Annotated in this window: 16 protein-coding genes and 1 tRNA gene; 10 read left to right on the top strand and 7 right to left on the bottom strand. The window is 61.2% G+C overall.

What is annotated here, in order from left to right; genetic code table 11:
* The first annotated feature begins 270 nt into the window (after positions 1-270).
* Complete coding sequence (locus tag MOP44_RS14900; protein WP_260790802.1) at positions 271-1329, top strand: endonuclease/exonuclease/phosphatase family protein; 1059 nt, start codon at positions 271-273, stop codon at positions 1327-1329.
* Between the two features lie 72 nt (positions 1330-1401).
* Here the strand turns inward: MOP44_RS14900 and MOP44_RS14895 are convergent, their stop codons facing one another.
* A complete protein-coding gene (locus MOP44_RS14895) occupies positions 1402-2781 on the bottom strand; it encodes an MATE family efflux transporter (RefSeq protein ID WP_260790800.1) in 1380 nt (459 codons plus the stop codon).
* A 55-nt stretch (positions 2782-2836) separates the two neighbouring features.
* On the opposite strand from MOP44_RS14895, the gene MOP44_RS14890 reads away from it, so the two are divergent.
* Positions 2837-3055, top strand: a complete 219-nt coding sequence (locus MOP44_RS14890; protein WP_260790798.1) for a hypothetical protein — start codon at positions 2837-2839, stop codon at positions 3053-3055.
* A 49-nt stretch (positions 3056-3104) separates the two neighbouring features.
* Here MOP44_RS14890 and MOP44_RS14885 read toward each other — a convergent pair whose 3' ends face one another.
* A complete protein-coding gene (locus MOP44_RS14885; protein ID WP_260790796.1) occupies positions 3105-3452 on the bottom strand; it encodes an STAS domain-containing protein in 348 nt (115 codons plus the stop codon).
* A gap of 309 nt (positions 3453-3761) precedes the next feature.
* Here MOP44_RS14885 and MOP44_RS14880 point away from each other — a divergent pair, with 309 nt between their 5' ends.
* Positions 3762-5375, top strand: coding sequence for an ankyrin repeat domain-containing protein (locus MOP44_RS14880; protein WP_260790795.1), 1614 nt, complete (start codon positions 3762-3764; stop codon positions 5373-5375).
* Positions 5376-5558: 183 nt separating this feature from the next.
* Here MOP44_RS14880 and MOP44_RS14875 read toward each other — a convergent pair whose 3' ends face one another.
* Positions 5559-6275, bottom strand: a complete 717-nt coding sequence (locus MOP44_RS14875) for a response regulator transcription factor (RefSeq protein ID WP_260790794.1) — start codon at positions 6273-6275, stop codon at positions 5559-5561.
* Positions 6276-6333: 58 nt separating this feature from the next.
* On the opposite strand from MOP44_RS14875, the gene MOP44_RS14870 reads away from it, so the two are divergent.
* Complete coding sequence (locus tag MOP44_RS14870; RefSeq protein WP_260790793.1) at positions 6334-7836, top strand: sensor histidine kinase; 1503 nt, start codon at positions 6334-6336, stop codon at positions 7834-7836.
* Between the two features lie 96 nt (positions 7837-7932).
* Here MOP44_RS14870 and MOP44_RS14865 read toward each other — a convergent pair whose 3' ends face one another.
* Both MOP44_RS14865 and galA read right to left on the bottom strand, forming a co-directional pair.
* Positions 7933-8133, bottom strand: coding sequence for a hypothetical protein (locus tag MOP44_RS14865; protein WP_260790792.1), 201 nt, complete (start codon positions 8131-8133; stop codon positions 7933-7935).
* A gap of 187 nt (positions 8134-8320) precedes the next feature.
* Positions 8321-10855: a beta-galactosidase GalA gene (gene galA / locus MOP44_RS14860; protein WP_260790791.1), complete on the bottom strand. Its 2535-nt coding sequence runs from the start codon at positions 10853-10855 to the stop codon at positions 8321-8323.
* A 185-nt stretch (positions 10856-11040) separates the two neighbouring features.
* Here galA and MOP44_RS14855 point away from each other — a divergent pair.
* Positions 11041-11130, top strand: a tRNA-Ser gene (locus MOP44_RS14855).
* A gap of 547 nt (positions 11131-11677) precedes the next feature.
* On the opposite strand, the gene MOP44_RS14850 is transcribed toward MOP44_RS14855, so the two are convergent.
* Positions 11678-11848: a hypothetical protein gene (locus MOP44_RS14850; RefSeq protein ID WP_260790790.1), complete on the bottom strand. Its 171-nt coding sequence runs from the start codon at positions 11846-11848 to the stop codon at positions 11678-11680.
* Between the two features lie 58 nt (positions 11849-11906).
* Positions 11907-12287, bottom strand: coding sequence for a response regulator (locus tag MOP44_RS14845; protein ID WP_260790788.1), 381 nt, complete (start codon positions 12285-12287; stop codon positions 11907-11909).
* A gap of 239 nt (positions 12288-12526) precedes the next feature.
* Here MOP44_RS14845 and MOP44_RS14840 point away from each other — a divergent pair, with 239 nt between their 5' ends.
* The 5 genes from MOP44_RS14840 to MOP44_RS14825 all read left to right on the top strand — a co-directional run bounded on the left by MOP44_RS14840 (position 12527) and on the right by MOP44_RS14825 (position 17120).
* Positions 12527-12904, top strand: a complete 378-nt coding sequence (locus MOP44_RS14840) for a hypothetical protein (RefSeq protein WP_260790786.1) — start codon at positions 12527-12529, stop codon at positions 12902-12904.
* Positions 12905-13386: 482 nt separating this feature from the next.
* Positions 13387-14766: an MBL fold metallo-hydrolase gene (locus MOP44_RS14835; RefSeq protein WP_260790784.1), complete on the top strand. Its 1380-nt coding sequence runs from the start codon at positions 13387-13389 to the stop codon at positions 14764-14766.
* A 73-nt stretch (positions 14767-14839) separates the two neighbouring features.
* Positions 14840-15259, top strand: coding sequence for an STAS domain-containing protein (locus tag MOP44_RS28100; protein WP_390905438.1), 420 nt, complete (start codon positions 14840-14842; stop codon positions 15257-15259).
* A gap of 221 nt (positions 15260-15480) precedes the next feature.
* Positions 15481-16179 (top strand): carbohydrate-binding protein, encoded by a 699-nt coding sequence (locus tag MOP44_RS14830; protein WP_260790782.1) that lies wholly within the window; start codon positions 15481-15483, stop codon positions 16177-16179.
* A 29-nt stretch (positions 16180-16208) separates the two neighbouring features.
* Complete coding sequence (locus tag MOP44_RS14825) at positions 16209-17120, top strand: GntR family transcriptional regulator (RefSeq protein ID WP_260790780.1); 912 nt, start codon at positions 16209-16211, stop codon at positions 17118-17120.
* Positions 17121-17137: the final 17 nt, after the last annotated feature.

Below are 17137 nucleotides of genomic sequence, written 5' to 3'. Positions count from 1 at the left end.
GTGATTATAGTCACTTGCGGAGTGCGACGTGGCAGCGTGGCATCTCGAGACTTACTACTCCGTCTCCCATATTTTAAGACAACGTATCGCAAGTTGCACGTTCTTTCGGGATGATTGGGAGCAGATCACCCATTGACGTGATGGCTATTACTGACGTGAAATTGCAGGAGCGTTAAACCGGTAGCGGGTGAGGGGCGTTCCCATACACGACGCTAATAACCTATTCTTTAGAGCCGTTGGAGCGTACCCTTGCCCAAATGGGAGGATCGAATGCAGCGGTATTCCAGATGGAATCGCGTCTTCGGGCTGCTTGCTGTTGCGGCCCTGCTGGTCATGCCCGTGGCTGCCCAGAATGGCACGGTCAAGGTAATGACCTACAACGTCAACGAGGGCTCGGATTTCTTGGAAGTGCTTTCCGCGCAGACTCCGGCGGAGTTTGTGGCGGCGGTCCAGATCACTCTGAACGCTGTAGACGCGAGCAATCCCCCGCTGCGGATGCAGGCTGTGGCTCACCAGATTGCGATCAACCAGCCTGACCTGGTGGGTTTGCAGGAGGTGTCCACGTGGCTTGTCGGTCCTCCTTCAAACCCTGTGGTTCGCTACGACATGCTGCAGGAGTTGGTGGCGGCGCTGGCCGCGCAGGGGCAGAAGTACAAGGTTGTCGGGATTGTTCCGGAGTTTCAGTTGGCGGGGCCGCTGCCGGACTTGACCAACTACGTTTTTCTGCAGGACACGGATGTGATGCTGGCCCGTGATGAACCTGGGATGGGCATCGCGAACGTGCAGTGGGGCATTTTCCCAACGCTGTTGCCCGTGAGCACTCCGGGAGGCTCGTTCAACGTGACGCGTGGGTGGGGATCGGCGGATGTGACGCTGCACGGACAGCCGTTCCGGTTCATTGTGACGCACCTGGAGAGCTATGTTGCGCAGGCGCCAGCGACGCTGCTGATCCAGGAGGCGCAGGCGTATGAACTGGCGACGGGGCCAGCCAACACGAATATGCCGGTGGTGATCGCCGGGGACTTCAATGCGGACGCGCTGGGGAAGGACGCCAGCATCGCGACGTGGCACGAGATGATGAATCTTGGATTCACTGATGCGTGGTGGACCCGCTATCCGAATGCTGCTGCTGCGCCGACGTGGCCGCTGCTCGATTCGAGCGCTAACAACGCCACTGCGTTTCAGAGGATCGACTACATCTGGACCAAGGGGAACGTGCGGCCGCTGAATCTGAGCCAGGCGGGGGCGGCACATCAGGATAAGACCGGTGGACTGTGGCCATCGGATCACGCCGGCGTGCGTGCCCACCTTCAATTCGGACATAACTAGCTTCAGGCTTGTGCTTCCATCCTGCGCGCGATTCTCCCTGGCGCGCAGGATGGAGCTTATCCGAATCAAGCATTATTGAAGCGAATGCTGCCCCTGGATAGTGGAGCGTTGTGCGGAGCTGTCTTTGTTCCAGCGATGGAGCAAGATCGCGGCGATGATGATCAGCGCCAGGGTGAGGCCGATCCAGAGACCAAAGACGCCGCGTTTGAACCAGAAACAGAGGACGAAGCCGAGGGGCAGGCCGATGAGCCAGTAGCCGATGAGGTTGGCGATCATGGGCACGCGTGTCTCGCCCAGGCCGCGGAGTGCGCCGGTGGCAACGGTCTGGACGCCGTCGAAAATCTGGAAGGCGGCGGCAATCAGCAGGAGGGTGGGGCCGGTCTCCATGACGCGCGCATCTGTGGTGTAGACGGCGATGAGGGGACGAGGCGCGAGGAAGAGGACGATTCCAGCCAGGAACATGAAGCTGATGCCCAGCGCGAGGGCCAGCCAGCCGGCGCGGCGAGCGCGGGGGCGATCTTCGGCTCCGATGGCATGGCCGACGCCGACCGCTGCGGCCGCGCCGACGCCCAGGGGCACCATGTAAGTGAGGCTGGCATAGCTGAGCGCGATGGTGTGGGTGGCGAGCTCGACGGGGGTGAGGAAGCCGGCGGCGAAGGTGACGAGGTTCCAGGCGCCGACTTCCGCGACGATCTGGCCGGCTGCGGGAGCGCCGAGGCGCGCCAGTTGCTTGATTTTCAGCAGGCTCGGTTTTGCCCAGCGGGCGAAGAGCGGATGTCCGCGGCTGTGCTCGTAGCGCCAGGCGAAGCCGAGGAGGGCCGCTGCCATGCCGATGCGGGCGAAGACGGTGGAAAGGGCGGAGCCGGGAACACCCATGGCGGGCGCGCCGAGCTTGCCGTAAATGAGCACCCAGTTGCCGAGCCAATTGAGGAGATTGGCGAGGACCAGGGTTACGGTGACGACGCGGACCTGTCCGACGCCCTGGAGGTATCGGCGAGCTGCTCCGTAGAGGAGGAGGGGGAGGGTTCCCCAGATGATGACGCGCAGGTAGATTCCGGCGGGGAGGGCGACTTCAGCGTGAATACCCACGTGGCCGAAGAACAGGCTGGCAACGGCGAGCAGGATCATGAGCGGCGGGCTCACGATGAAGGCGAGATAGACGCCCTGGGCGAGCCAGTGGTGGCAGGCGTCGTGGTCGTCGCGGCCGTAGGCCTGGGCGACGAGAGTGTCGAGGCCGAGCAGCAGGCCAATGCCGAAGAGGGAGGGGACGTAGTAGACGGCGTTGCCAATGGCGACGGCGCCGATGGCTTCAGGGCCGAGATGGCCAACCATGATGGTGTCGACGATGCCCTGGAGCATCCAGCCGAGCTCGCTGAGGACGACCGGGAGGGCGAGCGCGGTCATGGCGCGTAGTTCCCTTTTCCACTCGGACTGTGTGGCGAGCTGGGGCATTGTTCTAATTTAACGAGGATCGGCGGTGGACGAATGCAACTACACTGAATTGCGTATGAAGAACGTGACACTCAGCGCGGATCACGACCTGATCGAGAAAGCACGCGAGATGGCCCGCGCACAGGGGAAGACACTAAATACGTTTTTCCGCGAATGGCTCGTCCGATTTACTACGGGTGAAGGGGACGATCGCATTTTTGAAGCAACGATGGATAACCTGCGCCACATCAGAGCAGGCCGACACTTCACCCGCGAAGAAATGAACGAGCGATAGGTCGAATCAGTTTTCAAGGACGAACCCGGCGGGGGACGCCGGGTCTGCCTTATGAGGCGAAGGATGCGACGGCTGATGCCTCGTCGTCGTAGACATCGAAGACCGTGTAGAGCTTGGTGATCTGCATGAGGTCATGAACGCGCTTGGTGAGGTTCATGAGCTTCAGCTGGCCGCCGCGGTTTTTGGAGCTGGTGTATGCGCCGGTCAGTTCGCCGAGGCCAGCGGAGTCGATGTAGCTGACGTCGGCCAGGTTGAGCAGAATCTTGTTAAATCCATGGCTCATCTGATCGCGGATCTCGTCACGAAGGGCGGCGCATGCTTCGCCCATGACAATGCGGCCACCAAGGTCGATGACCATGATTCCTTTAACTTCCCGAGCGTGCATCTTCAGGTCCATAACGTTCTCCCTTGCGGCATAGAAACAACTGACGATCGGCAGAATCCCCGGTACCGAGTCTAGTGCGGTACGGCGGGTAAAACCCCCGTCAATTCTGTCAGCTAAGAACTGTAACGCTATCAGGGTGGGGTCCCGCAACTATTTCTGAGTTCTTGACGCGGCGGGAGGGGCTGGGTATGTTGGTTTCAGCGCGAAGGGCGCATCCAGTCCGCGGAAAGGGCCGTGCCCACCTTACTGCAAGCCAAGACAACGAAACTTCTTTCTCGCCCGTCGATGCGGACCTGAGGGCGATGCCGAAAGGAGCTTCGTATGCCTGAAAAGCAACTCCCCGTCCGTCCGAATCTCGAACAGTATAAGAAGCAGGCTAAGGAATTGGCGCGCGCCTGCCGCAACAACGATGCCGAGGCGCTGGCGCGCGTGCGAGCGCACCATCCGCAGACGCCGGAGGGGCGCGTCGCACTTGCCGATGCGCAGCTGGTGCTGGCGCGCGAACACGGCTTTGAGAGCTGGCCGAAGTTTGCGGCCGAGGTTGAGCGGCTGCGGATCGCGGCTGACATCGCAGATCTGGCGGATCCGGTGGACGCGTTTCTGCGAGCGGCGCTGGTGCCGCGGGATGGCACGTCGCATTCAGGAGGAACGCTGGACGAGGCCAACGCGATCGTTGCGCGCTATCCACAGGTGGCTGGCGCGAATATCTTCACCGCCGCGGCTTTGGGAGATGAGGCCGCGGTGCGCGAGTTTGTTGCGCGGGATGGTTCGCTGGCGACGCAGAAGGGCGGCCCTTATGGCTGGGATGCATTGTGCCATTTGTGCTTCTCACGGTATCTGCGGCTGGATGCGGCGCGCAGTGATGCGTTCGTGAGCACGGCGAGAGCGCTGCTGGACGCGGGGGCTGATCCGAACGCAGGGTGGTACGAGAAGCCGTGGCGCGCGGGAGATCCTGAAGTGTGGGAGTCGGCGCTGTACGGCGCGGCGGGGGCTGCGCATCATCCGGGAGTGACGCAGTTGCTGCTGGATCGCGGCGCGGATCCGAATGACGGGGAGACTCCGTATCATGTGCCGGAAGGCTACGACAACACGGTGCTCGAGATCCTATTGAAGAGCGGCAAGGTGGATGAAAGGGGAAAGGCGTGGATCCTCTGTCGCAAAGCGGACTGGCACGATTACGAGGGAATGCAGCTTGCCCTGGAGTACAAGTGCGATCCGAACTTCATTCCGCACTGGGGGACAAGCGCTCTGCAGCACTCGGTGCAGAGGGACAACCGGATTGAGATCATCCGGCTGCTGCTGGACAACGGCGGCGATCCGCTGCTGCCCAACAAGCACGACGGCGGCAACGCTGTGCAAATGGCGGCGCGGCGCGGACGCGGCGATGTGCTGAAGCTGCTGGCGGAGCGCGGGGTCGACACGCAGTTGCGCGGCTTTGATGGAATTGCGGCGGCGAGCGCTTTGGCGGATCGGGAGCGGGCCGAGGAGTTGCTCAAGACAGACCCAGGGGCGAGAGCGATGTTCGAGGTGCACAAAGGCGATCTGCTTGGTGCGTTTGCGGGCGTGGGGAACACGGAGGGTGTTCGGTGCCTGCTGGATGTGGGGGTGCAGGCGGATGCGCTTTACTTCGGCGATGCCTACTTTGGCACGCCGCGTAACTCCACCGCTCTTCACGTTGCAGCATGGCATGGAAACTCTGACACGATGCGGCTGCTGATCGCGCGTGGCGCTCCTCTTGAGGCTCGCGACGGCGATGGCCTCACCGCGTTGCAACTCGCGATTCGCGCATGCACAAGTTCGTATTGGCAAAGGCGGCGCACTCCGGAGTGGGTTGAGCCCTTGCTGAAGGCGGGGGCGTCGACCGTGGGGATTGAGGTGCCTACTGGGTATGCGGAGGCGGACGAGTTGATCCGGAAGTATGGGCCGACGGAGTAAAAGCAGATTCCCTTCGGAATGGCAGCAAGAAAAGCAAGTGCAATGGCAAAGACAAGAGCGTCTGGACGGGGTTCGTGGTCTCCCACCCTGTCGGCCCGCAACCACCCCATCGGCGAAGAGCTGTCGATGGGGACCCCGGGCAGGCGACAGGATGGGGCACGGGAGGTCGTGGGCTCGACTCAGTTAGTCGTCGCGGTCTTTTTCGGGGAAGCCTTCGGGGAGGAAGCGGTAGCCGACCCAGGGTTCAGTCTGGATGTATTGCTTGCCGGTGTCGGCTTCGAGTTTCTTGCGGAGCTGGCCGATGAAGACGCGGAGGTACTCGTTTTGCTGCGTGGCCTGAGGGCCCCAGACGGCGCGGAGCAGGTTGCGATGGGTGACAACCTTGCCGGCGTGGCGCGCTAGATAGAACAGCAGGTCGAACTCGGTTGGGGTGAGGTGGACGGCCTTGCCGTTGAGTACGACGGAGTGGGCGTCGGGATCGACGACGAAGTCTCCTGCCTCAACGGACGCTGAGATGCGCTCGGGCGCGCGGCGGAGATGAGCACGCACGCGTGCAAGCAGTTCCTGAATGCTGAAGGGCTTGGTGACGTAGTCGTCGGCGCCGGCATCGAGGGCTTCGATCTTGGACTGCTCGTGCTCGCGGACACTGAGGACGATGACGGGGGTTTCGTAGTTGGAGCGGATGGCGCGGCAGAGTTCGACGCCGCTCATCTCGGGCATCATGAGGTCGGTGACGACAAGGTCGGGCTGCCACTCGTTGAAGATGCGAAGGCCCTCTTCGGGATCGTTGGCGGTGCGCACCTCGAAGCGCTGCGCCGCGAGCGCCGCGCGCAGCACGCGCGTGATCTGGGGCTCGTCGTCAATGACCAGGATGCGGTTTGGCGTCATCAGGGGTTCCATGGGCAGCTTACATTATCGTCCGCGCGAAGTTCAGCGCGTATGATTCCTTTGCATAGGAATGAAGATTGGACTGGATTCGCGGACTCTGCTTCGCGCAGCCGGCGCTACGCTGGCAGCGATCGCGCTGACGCTGAGCATGGACGCGCTGGGAGCGAGTTCGACCACGGCAGGACTGACGTTTCTGGTGATCGTGGTGTGGACCGCGACACGCGTGGGCATACGTATCTCGCTGTATGTGGCGCTGCTGTGCGCGTTTCTGTTTGAGTACAACTTTCTGCCGCCGTATCACAGTATCCGCATTGCAAGCGGCGCGGAATGGGTGGCGGTGATCACGTTTGTGGCGAGCTCGCTGGTGGCGGGGCGTGTGTCGGAACGGGCGCGGAGAGAGGCGCAACAGGCAGAGCAGCGGCGCGCGGAGATCGACCGGCTCTACACGCTCAGTCAGGAGATGATGCTGCGCGAGGATGCAGCGGCTCTGACGCAGGAGTTGCCGGGGCTGCTGGAACGGACCTTTGGCTTGGAGCGCGTGGTTCTGTACATGCGTGACCAGGAGAAGTTCCACGCATCGGTAGAAGGCATTGGGGATGAGCTTGCAGCGGCGATGCGTCAGCAGGCGCGCGCGGAGAGTGCGGCGAGCACGCTGGAGGGCGAGTTTGAAGCGCATGCGCTGCTGGTGGGATCGCGATCGGTGGGCGCGCTGGCGTGGCGGCCGCAGGCGTTGTCGCGCGAACTGGCCACGGCCGTCTGCGCACAGGTGGCGATTGCGTTGACGCGCGCGATGGCGATTGCGGCGAATGCGCGGCTGGAGGCCTCGCGGCAGAGCGAGAGACTGCGTGGGGCGCTGATCGACTCGCTCACGCATGAACTGCGGACACCTCTTACCTCGATACGCGCGGCGGCAACAACGCTGATGGAGCCCATCGGGTTGGATGATGCCACGCGCTTGGACCTGGCAGCGATTGTGGATGAAGAGGCTTCGCGGCTCGACCACCTGATTGGCGAAGCGGTGGAGATGGCGGAGATTGACAGCAAGGTTCTGAAGATCAACGAGCAGCCGCATCTTCCGATTTCGCTGTTGCGCAATGCGGCGGATCACTCGCGGTCGGCGCTGCAGGGGCATGTTGTGGAGATCGAGCCGGGTGATGGTGATACGCCAGCGCTCTTCGATGCTCGTTTGATGGGGCGCGTGCTTCGGCACCTGCTTGAGAACGCCGCGCGGTATTCGCCGAAGGGGAGCAGGATTGTGCTCAGCACGAAGCGTGCGGAGGAGCGGCTTGAATTCAGCGTGCGCGATAACGGGCCGGGGATTGATCCGGCCGATCTTCCGTTGATCTTTGAGAAGTTTCATCGCGGGCGCAGAGCGGCGAAGTTCGGGAAGGGATCGGGTATGGGGCTGGCCATTGCGCGTGCACTGTTGAGAGCGCATGGTGGCGCGATTGAGGCGGCGAGCACGCTGGGTGAAGGAGCGACGTTTCGCTTCTGGATTCCGCTGAAGCCGGTCATTGAGGCGCAGGAGGATGCGCGCGCGGCGGCACCGACGGTGCGTGAGCTGCCTAGCTGATCTTGATGCGAAGAGATTCTGGCGCAAAAAATGGCGCCAAATCGGAGGCCCCCATTCAGGTACACCGTCCAGCGCCCCAGCCGTATCGAGAATTTTCTAGGACAGATTGGGGAGGGCGCCTGGGTGCGTCTGGGGCGCGTCGGTCTGTTCACGATGTCTCGCCTTGGGTTTGTCGCGATGCAGGAGGACCTCGAAGTCCTCGACGAAGCTGATCAGGACAACGATGGCTGAGCCCGCCAGTCCGACAAAGAAGATGACTTCAAGCACATGAATCGCGGCTAATAACAATCCCGTCATGCTGGAGAGTGTAGGGGCGATGTGTGTAAGGACTTCGGGGAGGATTCGTAAGGAATTCGTAAAGCGCTTGAGTAAATCGATTGGGGTGGTCGGGGACTAATAAAAAGGCGGTGGGAGTTGTGGTTTCCCACCCTGTCGCCCGTGCCCCATCGACGAAGACTCGTCGATGGGGCACGGAAGGATTGTGCTACTCGTGAGCGCCCGTGACGGGCACAGCCGGGCGCAATTCCACCTGGCGTGTAGTGATGGTCAGCTTTGCGGGCATCAGCTCTGCACGGTCTTCGGCCTTGGGGTCTCTTGACGCTTCGACTTGGATGTCGCCTGCGTGCTTTGTGCACTGGACGATGATTTGTGCGAGGCCATTGAAGAGTGAGCGCTTTGGATCCTTGTCGCTCTCCTGGCAGTTGGGATCGCCATTGCCGACGCCAATGAGACGGCCTTCGCCGGAGACGCTGAAGGACAGTTGATTGTCAGCGGTGGGGACGAAGCGGCCTTCCTTGTCGAGAGCTTCAACCTTGATGACGGCGACGTCTTCACCATCGGCGTTGATGGTGGTGCGGTCAGGCGTGAGGCGGATCTGCGAGGGAGCGCCGGTGGTTTCGCGCTTTTCAGTGAGGATGACCTTGCCACCTTTCGAGCCGCGCGCTTCAATCGACCCAGGCTCGTAGCGCACCTTCCATTCGACGTGGCCGAGTTGCGGGACCTTCTGGCTGCCCTGGCTCTTGCCGTTGACGAAGAGTTCTACTTCGTCGGTGTTGGCGTAGACCCAGACCTTCACTTCTTCGCCGTCGCGGCCTTCCCAGTTCCAGTGAGGGAAGAGGTGCAGCGATGGCTCTTTGCCCCACCAGGCTTTGTAGTAGAAGTAGTTGTCCTTGGGGAATCCGCACATGTCGACGATGCCGAACTGCGAGTTGATGGAGGGCCACTTGTAGGGAGTGGGCTCGCCGCGGTAGTCGAAGCCTGTCCAGGCAAAGCCACCGGCCAGCCAGTCGCGCGTGCCATAGAACTTCCACCATTCTTCGGCGGTCTCGCCCCAGGGCACGACGCCGTCGTAGGAGTTGACCCAGTTGCGGAGTTTGTCGGTCGTGTAGATTCCGCGAGTGCCGATGGCGCTCGATGTCTCGGAGCCATAGCAGGCCATCTTGGGATGACCGGCGTGGTACTTGTCGGGAAACTTGAGGTTGTAGTTGAAGCCGATGATGTCGAGCGCGGTGGAGACGCCTTTCTCGTTGTCGCCATTGACGGCGGCGGAGACGACGCGCGTGGGATCGAGTTCGTGGCAGCGGCGCACCATATCGGCGCCGATGCGCGCGCCCTGCTCAGACATAGTGTTCTGAAGTTGCCATTCCTCGTTGCCGATTCCCCAGAGGATGATGGATGGGGAGTTGCGATAGCGCTTGACCATCTCTTCAAGCTGCGCCATGCCTTCGGGGTTGGAACTCATCTGGCGCGTCTCGCACATCATCATCATGCCCATGCGGTCGCAGGCTTCGACCCACTCGGGCGTGGGCATGTTGTGCGAGGTGCGGACAGCGTTGCCGCCCATCTCCCTGAGAACAGCGAGGCGGAACCACTGGAGCGAGTCGGGCAGAGCCGCGCCAACGCCGGCGTGGTCCTGGTGGTTGCAGGTGCCCTGGATCTTGAGCGGCTTGCCATTGAGGAAGAAGCCCTTGTCCGCAGTGAATTGCGCGGTGCGCATGCCGAAGGTGACCTTCTCAGCGTCGAGGGTTTTGCCGTCGGCTTCGACGCGGACGATAGCGGTGTAGAGATTGGGTGTGTCGACAGACCAGAGAGCGGGAGCGGAGAGCTTGGCCGTGGCAGTGTAGTTTGCGGAGCCGTCGGCGGCGATAGATTGCGCGGCTGCTTCGGCGGTAGCTACCTGCTTGCCGGAGGGATCAAGGATCTTCCAGGTCACTTTGGCATTGGCGGGCGCGGCGCTGTCGTTCTTCACGGTCGTGGCGAGCGCGAGAGTCGCGGCGTTGCCGTTGAGCGTGGGGCGGATCCAGCTGTCGTAGTTGCCGAGGTGGACGGCGTCCATCTTGGTGAGCCAGACGTGGCGATAGATGCCGGCGCCCTCGTAGAACCAGCCGTCGCCGAAGCTGGCGTCGACGCGGAGGACGATGTAGTTCTTCTCGCCGTAGGCGAGGAAGTCGGTGAGGTCAAAGCGGAAGGGCGCGTAGCCGTTGTCGTTGCGACCGATGAAGCAGCCATTCACGAAGACGATGACGGAGCGGAATGCGCCGTCGAATTCGACCCAGGTGCGGCGGCCCTTGTCGGCAGCGGGAACCTCGAACTCGCGGCGGTACCAGCCGACGCTGGTTTCGGGGTAGCGGCGGCCGAGGGGCTTGTAGCCGTGCGACATCAGCTCGTCGTCGTGGACGAGGGGCAGCTCTACGCCCCAGTCGTGGGGGAGATTCAAGGAGCGCCACTTGGAGTCGTCGTAGCCGGACTTGGCGAATTTGAAGTCGCCCGTCTTGGCGAAGTCGCCCTGATCGACGCCGAAGCCGAGGTCCTTCGCGGGGTCGGAGCCGTGGCCGAAGGTGAACTTCCAACCGAAGTCGAAGAGGAGCTGCTCGCGAGGGGCGACAGCGGGCAGCGCTGCCGCGTTGGTTGCATCCGCAAAGGCAGCGGCAGTGCGCGCCCAGGCAGAGCGGGCGAGCAGAGAGGAGGCAGAGAGTGCAAGGCCGGAGGAGAGAAGATCACGACGAGAAATGGGAGGCATAGAGACCCCTGAGATGGGAGAGATTTCGCTTCGCGCTGCGCGGGAGTGGGAGCGTGTGAGCAAGCGAACTATAAATGAGGTGGCGGACTGATGTAAACGGTTTCAGAGCCGCCTGCTGTGCAGCGTTGCGCGGCCGATTGGGGCAGCGGGCGATATGGTAAATTCAAGAAGTAGACCACCCTATTGGAGAGATGGCCGAGTGGTTGAAGGCGCACGCTTGGAAAGCGTGTTTAGGGGAAACTCTAACGTGGGTTCGAATCCCACTCTCTCCGCCAGCATGCCAGGCAAAAGCTTCCGAGTCAGCTAATCAGCCGGATGCAAAGGCTGCCCGAAGCCGCTGTTTCTCCCTTGTACTCCGTGTTGCCCCCCTTTCTACCAAGAATCGAGCTAAATCGAGCGAAAGTTAGCTACCCGGCAGAGGCCCGATTCTCCAGCCGGGGCCGTTTGGTCGGAAGAAACCTCAAAGCCTCATCCGAAAAGCAGGCAGCTCGCCCCCTCACTCCCCCGCGAGCTTCTCCCGAATGGTTTGCGCCACGTCGTCGATTGGCGTGCGCTGACTCAGCTCTTGCACCTGGGGTCTTTCCGCCACATGCCCAGCCCCACTTGGCGTGCAATCTGCCTGCTCAGGTCCAGCGCGGCAGTCACTTCTTTCTCGGTCAACAGAAGCACCTGAAGCATCAGGTGCTCTCGTTCTCTGACCTGCGCCCGATCCGCACCTGGCGCATGAGGATGAAAACTCGCGAGGAGAATCGCTTCGAGCGCCACGATTGCCGATAACAGAGAACGGCGGCGGATCGAAATGCCTGAAACCCGAGGCAAGATTTAAGCCAATCCAAAGCGCAAAGCTGCCAGATGCACGCAGACCAAGGTCACGCTGCCCGCTCCCCCCGCGATTAGGTCGCCGAACCGTTCTCGGGCGGTGCGTCGATCGAGGAACTCCTGTTCGTGCTTAGCGATCAGCTCGACGTGTTCCTGAAACAAGTCCTTCGGCATGCAAGTTTGGATGCTGTTGAACGCGGGAAGTCGAGATCGCGATCGACTCCAGGGCTGCTTAGGCCGAAGGGGCAAAGGCGGCGAGGGTTTGGAGGATTTCGATCGGTCCGACAGTCTTGTGATAGGTCGAATGTGATTGAGCGTGGCGTAGCGCCGCTCGGAGTAGGTCCGGAGCTGCGGTATCGCCGGACATGAGCATAACCCTGCAGGCCGGGTGGTGTACGGCGAAGTACGCGGCCAACTCGATGCCGTTCATCTCCGGCATCATGATGTCGGAGATAACCGTATCAGGAATCAGGTCCTTGGCCGCCGTCATTGCTCCCGCAGCGCTGTAGACCGCTTGGGCCTTGTAGCCTCGTGTGCGAAGGATGGCGGTAAGGCTATTGGCAATCACCTTCTCATCGTCTAGGACGAGAACACGTAGAGCTTGGGCGGTCATCTTCGTGGGGTCCTTTGACCTAAGGAATTATGACAAAGCATTCCCGTGCGGTGTATAGCGCAAGACGGGAGAACCCCGCACAACTTTCGTCCATAGCCTGAGGTGCTGGCGTTGCAAAACTTGCACAGAATCCCCGTCGGCCGGTCGTCCCCACGATGTTTACGGGATGCTTATTATGAACTCCCCGTCTTAGATCGCGTATCTCTTACTGGAAGGATGTAGGTAAAGGACCCGCTCTCATGAATCCCGGCGAAGGTCTGATCGCTGTCCTCCTCGCATCCATTGTCTTGGGCAACAAGGACACCAGGAAGTGGTTCTCCCTTATTTGCTGCGTCTACGCTGCGGTTGCGTACTGGTACTCCTCGCTGCCGGTGGCCCTCATCATCGGCCTTGTCTGGGGCATTTGCTGGCTAGTTAATTCGGGGCAGGTGAAAGCCATGTTCTTCCAGTTTGGCGTCATCGCCGGTTTGATCCTCGCCGTGATCGGCCTGTACAACCTCTTCCCAAGATTGTTTCAGGCGGCAATCGGCATCCTTGCCTTGGGGTTCTACGCCTACGTGATTGTCGCGGTCATTTGGCTTCTCGTTGCCGATCCGTGGAAGGCGCAGCGACGATGATCGGAGCTGATATCGCAACATCCAAGCTCCGCCGAATCGACGACAGCATGTCAATTCATAGACTCAGGTAGACGGGCGCCTTTCTGCTTTCAAGGCGATGGGCATCGGGCGCTCTTTTCCGCCTTTTGCATCTGTGAAGTGGGGATGCCTGAGATTCTCGCTGGACGCGCCCGGGAGCGCGCGCTAGTATTGAAAAACCTTCCCCTGGTTCTTCCCTCGAGTGCATGCTGACGTTGTTGCGAGGCGCAGAGCTTCTCGGCTGCTGGCGACAGCGGTTTGGGCGCCTGTTCGAGAGAACTGTTTATTAGGGACCGATCACACCGGGCCACGTAGAGCAATCTCATTGAAAGGCACGAGAGCACATGCTGCGCATGAATGACACGGCTCCTGATTCCGTTGCAGGAGAAGAGGCCCGGCAGCGCCGGCGCCCACCCAAATCGTGTCTCCGCATTGCCGGCAAGCCAAACTGAGCGGAGACGAACATGGAAATCGATCGCTTCTACCTGGGCTGCCTGGCGCATGCGTCTTACCTGATCTGGGATGGTGGGGAGGCTGCTGTCGTTGATCCGCAGCGAGATGTGGATATATACGTGGAGGCCGCCCGAAGCCGCGGCGTCGAGATTCGCTGGATCTTCGAGACACATCTGCACGCCGACTTTGTCTCCGGCCACGTGGAGCTGGCCGAGAGGACGGGTGCGACGATCTGCCTGGGAGAGGGATCGGGCGCGGGTTTCGCGCACCGATCACTAGCGGATGGTGAGGAGATTCTGTTTGGTTCAGGGCTTCTGCGCGTGATGGCTACTCCGGGGCACACCGAGGAGAGCATCTGCATAGCGGCGGTGGATCCCGCGAAAGAGCCGCAGCCGTTTGCGGTGATGACGGGGGATACGCTGTTTGTGGGCGATGTGGGCAGGCCTGACCTGTCAGATCGACACACGCCACAAGAGCTGGCCGGCATGCTGTACGACAGTGTCCATCAAAAGCTGCTGCTGTTGCCTGACGACGCGCTGGCGTATCCGGCGCATGGGGCGGGATCGCTGTGCGGCAAGCAGATGAGTGCCGATGCGAGCTCGACCATTGGGCGCGAGCGGAGGTCGAACTATGCGCTGCAAGCCAAGTCGCGGGAGCAGTTCGTCGAGTTGTTGACGAGCGACCTGCCGGCGCGGCCAGCCTACTTCCACGATGAAGTGCAGCGCAACCGCGCGGGCGCGGCATCACTGTCTGATCAGAAACCACTCGAGGGGCTGACACCGGAAGCATTGCGGCGGGCTATGGCAGACCCAGAAGCTGTGGTGCTGGACACGCGTCCTGTGATGCAGTTTGCGTGTGCCCACATTCCGGGCTCAGTGCACATCGGACTCTCGGGACAATTCGCATCCTGGGCCGCCCGGCTTATCGGTCTTGCCGCGAGCGTAGTGCTGGTGACCGAGGACGAAAAGGCGATTGAAGAATCGCGCACGCGCCTGGCGCGGGTTGGCATGGAGAACGTGATTGGCTTTCTGCAAGGTGGCCTTGTCCGATGGATTCAGGCCGGGTATGCGGTGAATTATGTGCCGCAGGTGTCTGTGCAGGAAGTGGCCGAGTGGCGCGCGAGGGAGGATGGATCTCCGACGATCCTTGACGTTCGTGAAGCCGGCGAGCGCAGCACTGGCAGCCTGGCTGGATCGATAAATATTCCGCTGGGGCAGTTGCCGACGCGGACAGCCGAACTTGACCGCTCGCGCATGCTGTTTGTTCACTGCAAGGGGGGCTACCGAAGCTCGGCCGCGACCAGCCTGCTGCAACGCATGGGGTTTGAAAACATCGCGAACATGACAGGCGGATTCGACGCGTGGCAAACGGCATTTCCGGAAATTACCTAGTGAGATTCAGGCGCAGCTTCACTGCATGGCTGGCCGCTGTGCAGGGGTTTGGCCGGGCCAGCCGGAATGAGTGATGTTCAATCTTTCGCATGGAAAGGAATTTCGCTTGTCCAGTTCCGAAGTTTCCAGCTCCGCTGCTCAGATTTGGAAGAGCCGCGATTTCTCTGTCGAGGTGGTTGAAGGAGAGGAGCAGGGCTCGATTATTTTTCGACTGAAGGGCCCCTTCACAGCGCGAGACATGCATAGCTCCCTGTCACCTGATGCATTCCGCAAACTCTTCGAGACTCAGCCTGCAGGCGCGCAGGTAACCTCGCAGAGTTTCGACTTGTCGGGCGTTCCATACATGGACTCGCTTGGCATGGGCCTGTTGGCAGGGCTCTATGTGAGAGCGCGGAACAAAGGGGTTCGGTGGTCTGTCTCAGGCTGCACACCGCGCGATCTGGAGCTTTTGAAGCTGACGAAGCTCGATTCAGTCCTGCCGATAGTGATGTAATTTGCTCGAGCGTGTGCGCTGTCACTTGTTGCGATCAAGACGTTGTGGGCTGGTGCGATCAGAGTGATTCCCCCGGCTTGCGTGGCGGCAATGAGTTCGCGCTGGCCGCTGGGCTGCGGCTGAAGCTGGCGTCATGGGTGCGAGTATCCCTGGGGGAACTGTACACCCGATAGCATTGCGGTCAGCGTATATAACGATTGGATATGAGTCGGAGATTCTCAATGTTCTGCCTGGCGGCGGCGCCGCTGCTGGCGCTCGCGCCGATGGTGGCAGGTCGCGGGTTCTCACCGGCGTTTCTGAGCCAGTACAAAGGCATGCCGTATCACGATGGCCGCTATCAGGATGGAGCACAGAAAGTGCCGGGGCGCGTGCTGTGCGCCTATTACGACCTGGGAGGCGAGGGGGTCGCCTATCACGACGCCGATGCGCAGAATCATGGGAGCGGCGAGTTGAATCCAGCGGATGGGAGCTATCTGAATGAATTTCGTATTCACGAGGGAGTAGACACGTCGTACACGAAGTTCGAGCGGGCGCCAGACCGGATCGATGACAACGCGTTCGAGAAGGTCGTTCCTCCGAGAGATCTGCTCTACGTTGGGTGGACGGAGCCGGGCGAGTGGTTCAACATCACTGTGGAGGCAGAGCGGGCGGGAAGTTACAGAGCGGATCTTCTCTACACTTCGAATCGCGGTGGGACAATCGCAATTGACGTGAATGGAAAGGACGCTACGGGACCGCTGCGAATCGCGACGACCTATGATGGGGCTGATCCCGTGGCCTGGCGTCAGTGGCATCACTGGAATCTGGCTGCGAAGCTCTTCACGGTTCCGCTCACGAAGGGCAGGAATGTCTTGACGGTGCACATTTTGACGGACGGCAACATGAACCTGGCCTATTTTGATTTCGTTGCGGCTCGTTAGCAACGCGATGTGTTGTTGATCCTGAACGGATGCGAGGTTTGCCTGTGCGGCTTTGGTTTTCACCTGCGAGCGAGGTACCGATCTATCGCCAACTGGTGACACAGGTGGTGCTGGCCATTTTGAGCGGCGACCTCTCGGCGGGCGACCGTCTGCCGAGCACGCGCGAGCTGGCTCGACGATTCAGCATTCATCCGAATACTGTGAGTGCCGGGTATCGCCAGTTGGAGCGCGAGGGTTGGACTGAGTACCGGCATGGCAGCGGCGTTTACGTGAAGAACAACGCTGTACGGCCTTCAACGCCGGAGCAGATTCTCGACCAGCATATTGCCGGTTTTTTCCGCGCCGTTCGCGAGCTCAACCTGCCTGCCGCCGATGTAAGGCGACGTGTTGCGCGGTGGCTGGAGTCTCCGCCGCCTGACCACTTCCTGCTCGTCGATCCTGATGCGGAGGTTCGCGAGATCCTGCTTGCCGAGCTTAGGCAGGTTGTGAAGATGCCGGTGTCGAGCGCGTCGATTGAAGACTGCGCAAAAGCTGAAACGCTTCTGGCGGCGATTCCGGTGTGCCGGCCGAGCCAGGCAAATGCCGTGCGCGCCGCATTGCCCGCCGGCGTGGAACTGATCACGCTGCAGATTCGATCGGCGCGCGCGTGGCTCGATTCGTGGCTACCTTCTCTCAAGGGCGGGCTCATCGGTGTCGCTTCACGGTGGCCGGACTTCGTCGAAATTGCGCGCACGGTGCTGGAGGCCGCGGGCGTGGAGCCGGAGCGGCTCGTGTTGCGCAATGCCGCTCGACCGCGCTGGGTGCGGGGTCTCGACGGGACGGCAGCGATTATCTGCGATGCACTAACGGCGGCCGGAGGCAAGCTCCCTGAGGGGCCGCGTATTTTTGTTTTTCCTTTCCTCGCAGATGCTGCCCACGCCGAACTGAGCCGCTTTCGCTAGATAGCGCGTTTTTGTGA

Source organism: Occallatibacter riparius, assembly GCF_025264625.1.
Lineage (GTDB): Bacteria > Acidobacteriota > Terriglobia > Terriglobales > Acidobacteriaceae > Telmatobacter > Telmatobacter riparius.
This window is presented reverse-complemented; position numbering and strand designations above follow the sequence as displayed.

Bases quoted from the DNA above. Each gene is read 5' to 3' on its own strand.
- MOP44_RS14890 (WP_260790798.1), top strand. From the start codon at position 2,837: ATGAAGAACGTGACACTCAGCGCGGATCACGACCTGATCGAGAAAGCA.
- MOP44_RS14875 (WP_260790794.1), bottom strand. From the start codon at position 6,275: ATGGAACCCCTGATGACGCCAAACCGCATCCTGGTCATTGACGACGAG.
- MOP44_RS14870 (WP_260790793.1), top strand. From the start codon at position 6,334: ATGAAGATTGGACTGGATTCGCGGACTCTGCTTCGCGCAGCCGGCGCT.
- MOP44_RS14850 (WP_260790790.1), bottom strand. From the start codon at position 11,848: ATGCCGAAGGACTTGTTTCAGGAACACGTCGAGCTGATCGCTAAGCAC.
- MOP44_RS14885 (WP_260790796.1), bottom strand. From the start codon at position 3,452: ATGGACCTGAAGATGCACGCTCGGGAAGTTAAAGGAATCATGGTCATC.
- MOP44_RS14830 (WP_260790782.1), top strand. From the start codon at position 15,481: ATGTTCTGCCTGGCGGCGGCGCCGCTGCTGGCGCTCGCGCCGATGGTG.
- MOP44_RS14895 (WP_260790800.1), bottom strand. From the start codon at position 2,781: ATGCCCCAGCTCGCCACACAGTCCGAGTGGAAAAGGGAACTACGCGCC.
- MOP44_RS14880 (WP_260790795.1), top strand. From the start codon at position 3,762: ATGCCTGAAAAGCAACTCCCCGTCCGTCCGAATCTCGAACAGTATAAG.
- MOP44_RS14865 (WP_260790792.1), bottom strand. From the start codon at position 8,133: ATGACGGGATTGTTATTAGCCGCGATTCATGTGCTTGAAGTCATCTTC.
- MOP44_RS14825 (WP_260790780.1), top strand. From the start codon at position 16,209: ATGCGAGGTTTGCCTGTGCGGCTTTGGTTTTCACCTGCGAGCGAGGTA.
- MOP44_RS14900 (WP_260790802.1), top strand. From the start codon at position 271: ATGCAGCGGTATTCCAGATGGAATCGCGTCTTCGGGCTGCTTGCTGTT.
- MOP44_RS14845 (WP_260790788.1), bottom strand. From the start codon at position 12,287: ATGACCGCCCAAGCTCTACGTGTTCTCGTCCTAGACGATGAGAAGGTG.
- MOP44_RS14835 (WP_260790784.1), top strand. From the start codon at position 13,387: ATGGAAATCGATCGCTTCTACCTGGGCTGCCTGGCGCATGCGTCTTAC.
- galA (WP_260790791.1), bottom strand. From the start codon at position 10,855: ATGCCTCCCATTTCTCGTCGTGATCTTCTCTCCTCCGGCCTTGCACTC.
- MOP44_RS28100 (WP_390905438.1), top strand. From the start codon at position 14,840: ATGTTCAATCTTTCGCATGGAAAGGAATTTCGCTTGTCCAGTTCCGAA.
- MOP44_RS14840 (WP_260790786.1), top strand. From the start codon at position 12,527: ATGAATCCCGGCGAAGGTCTGATCGCTGTCCTCCTCGCATCCATTGTC.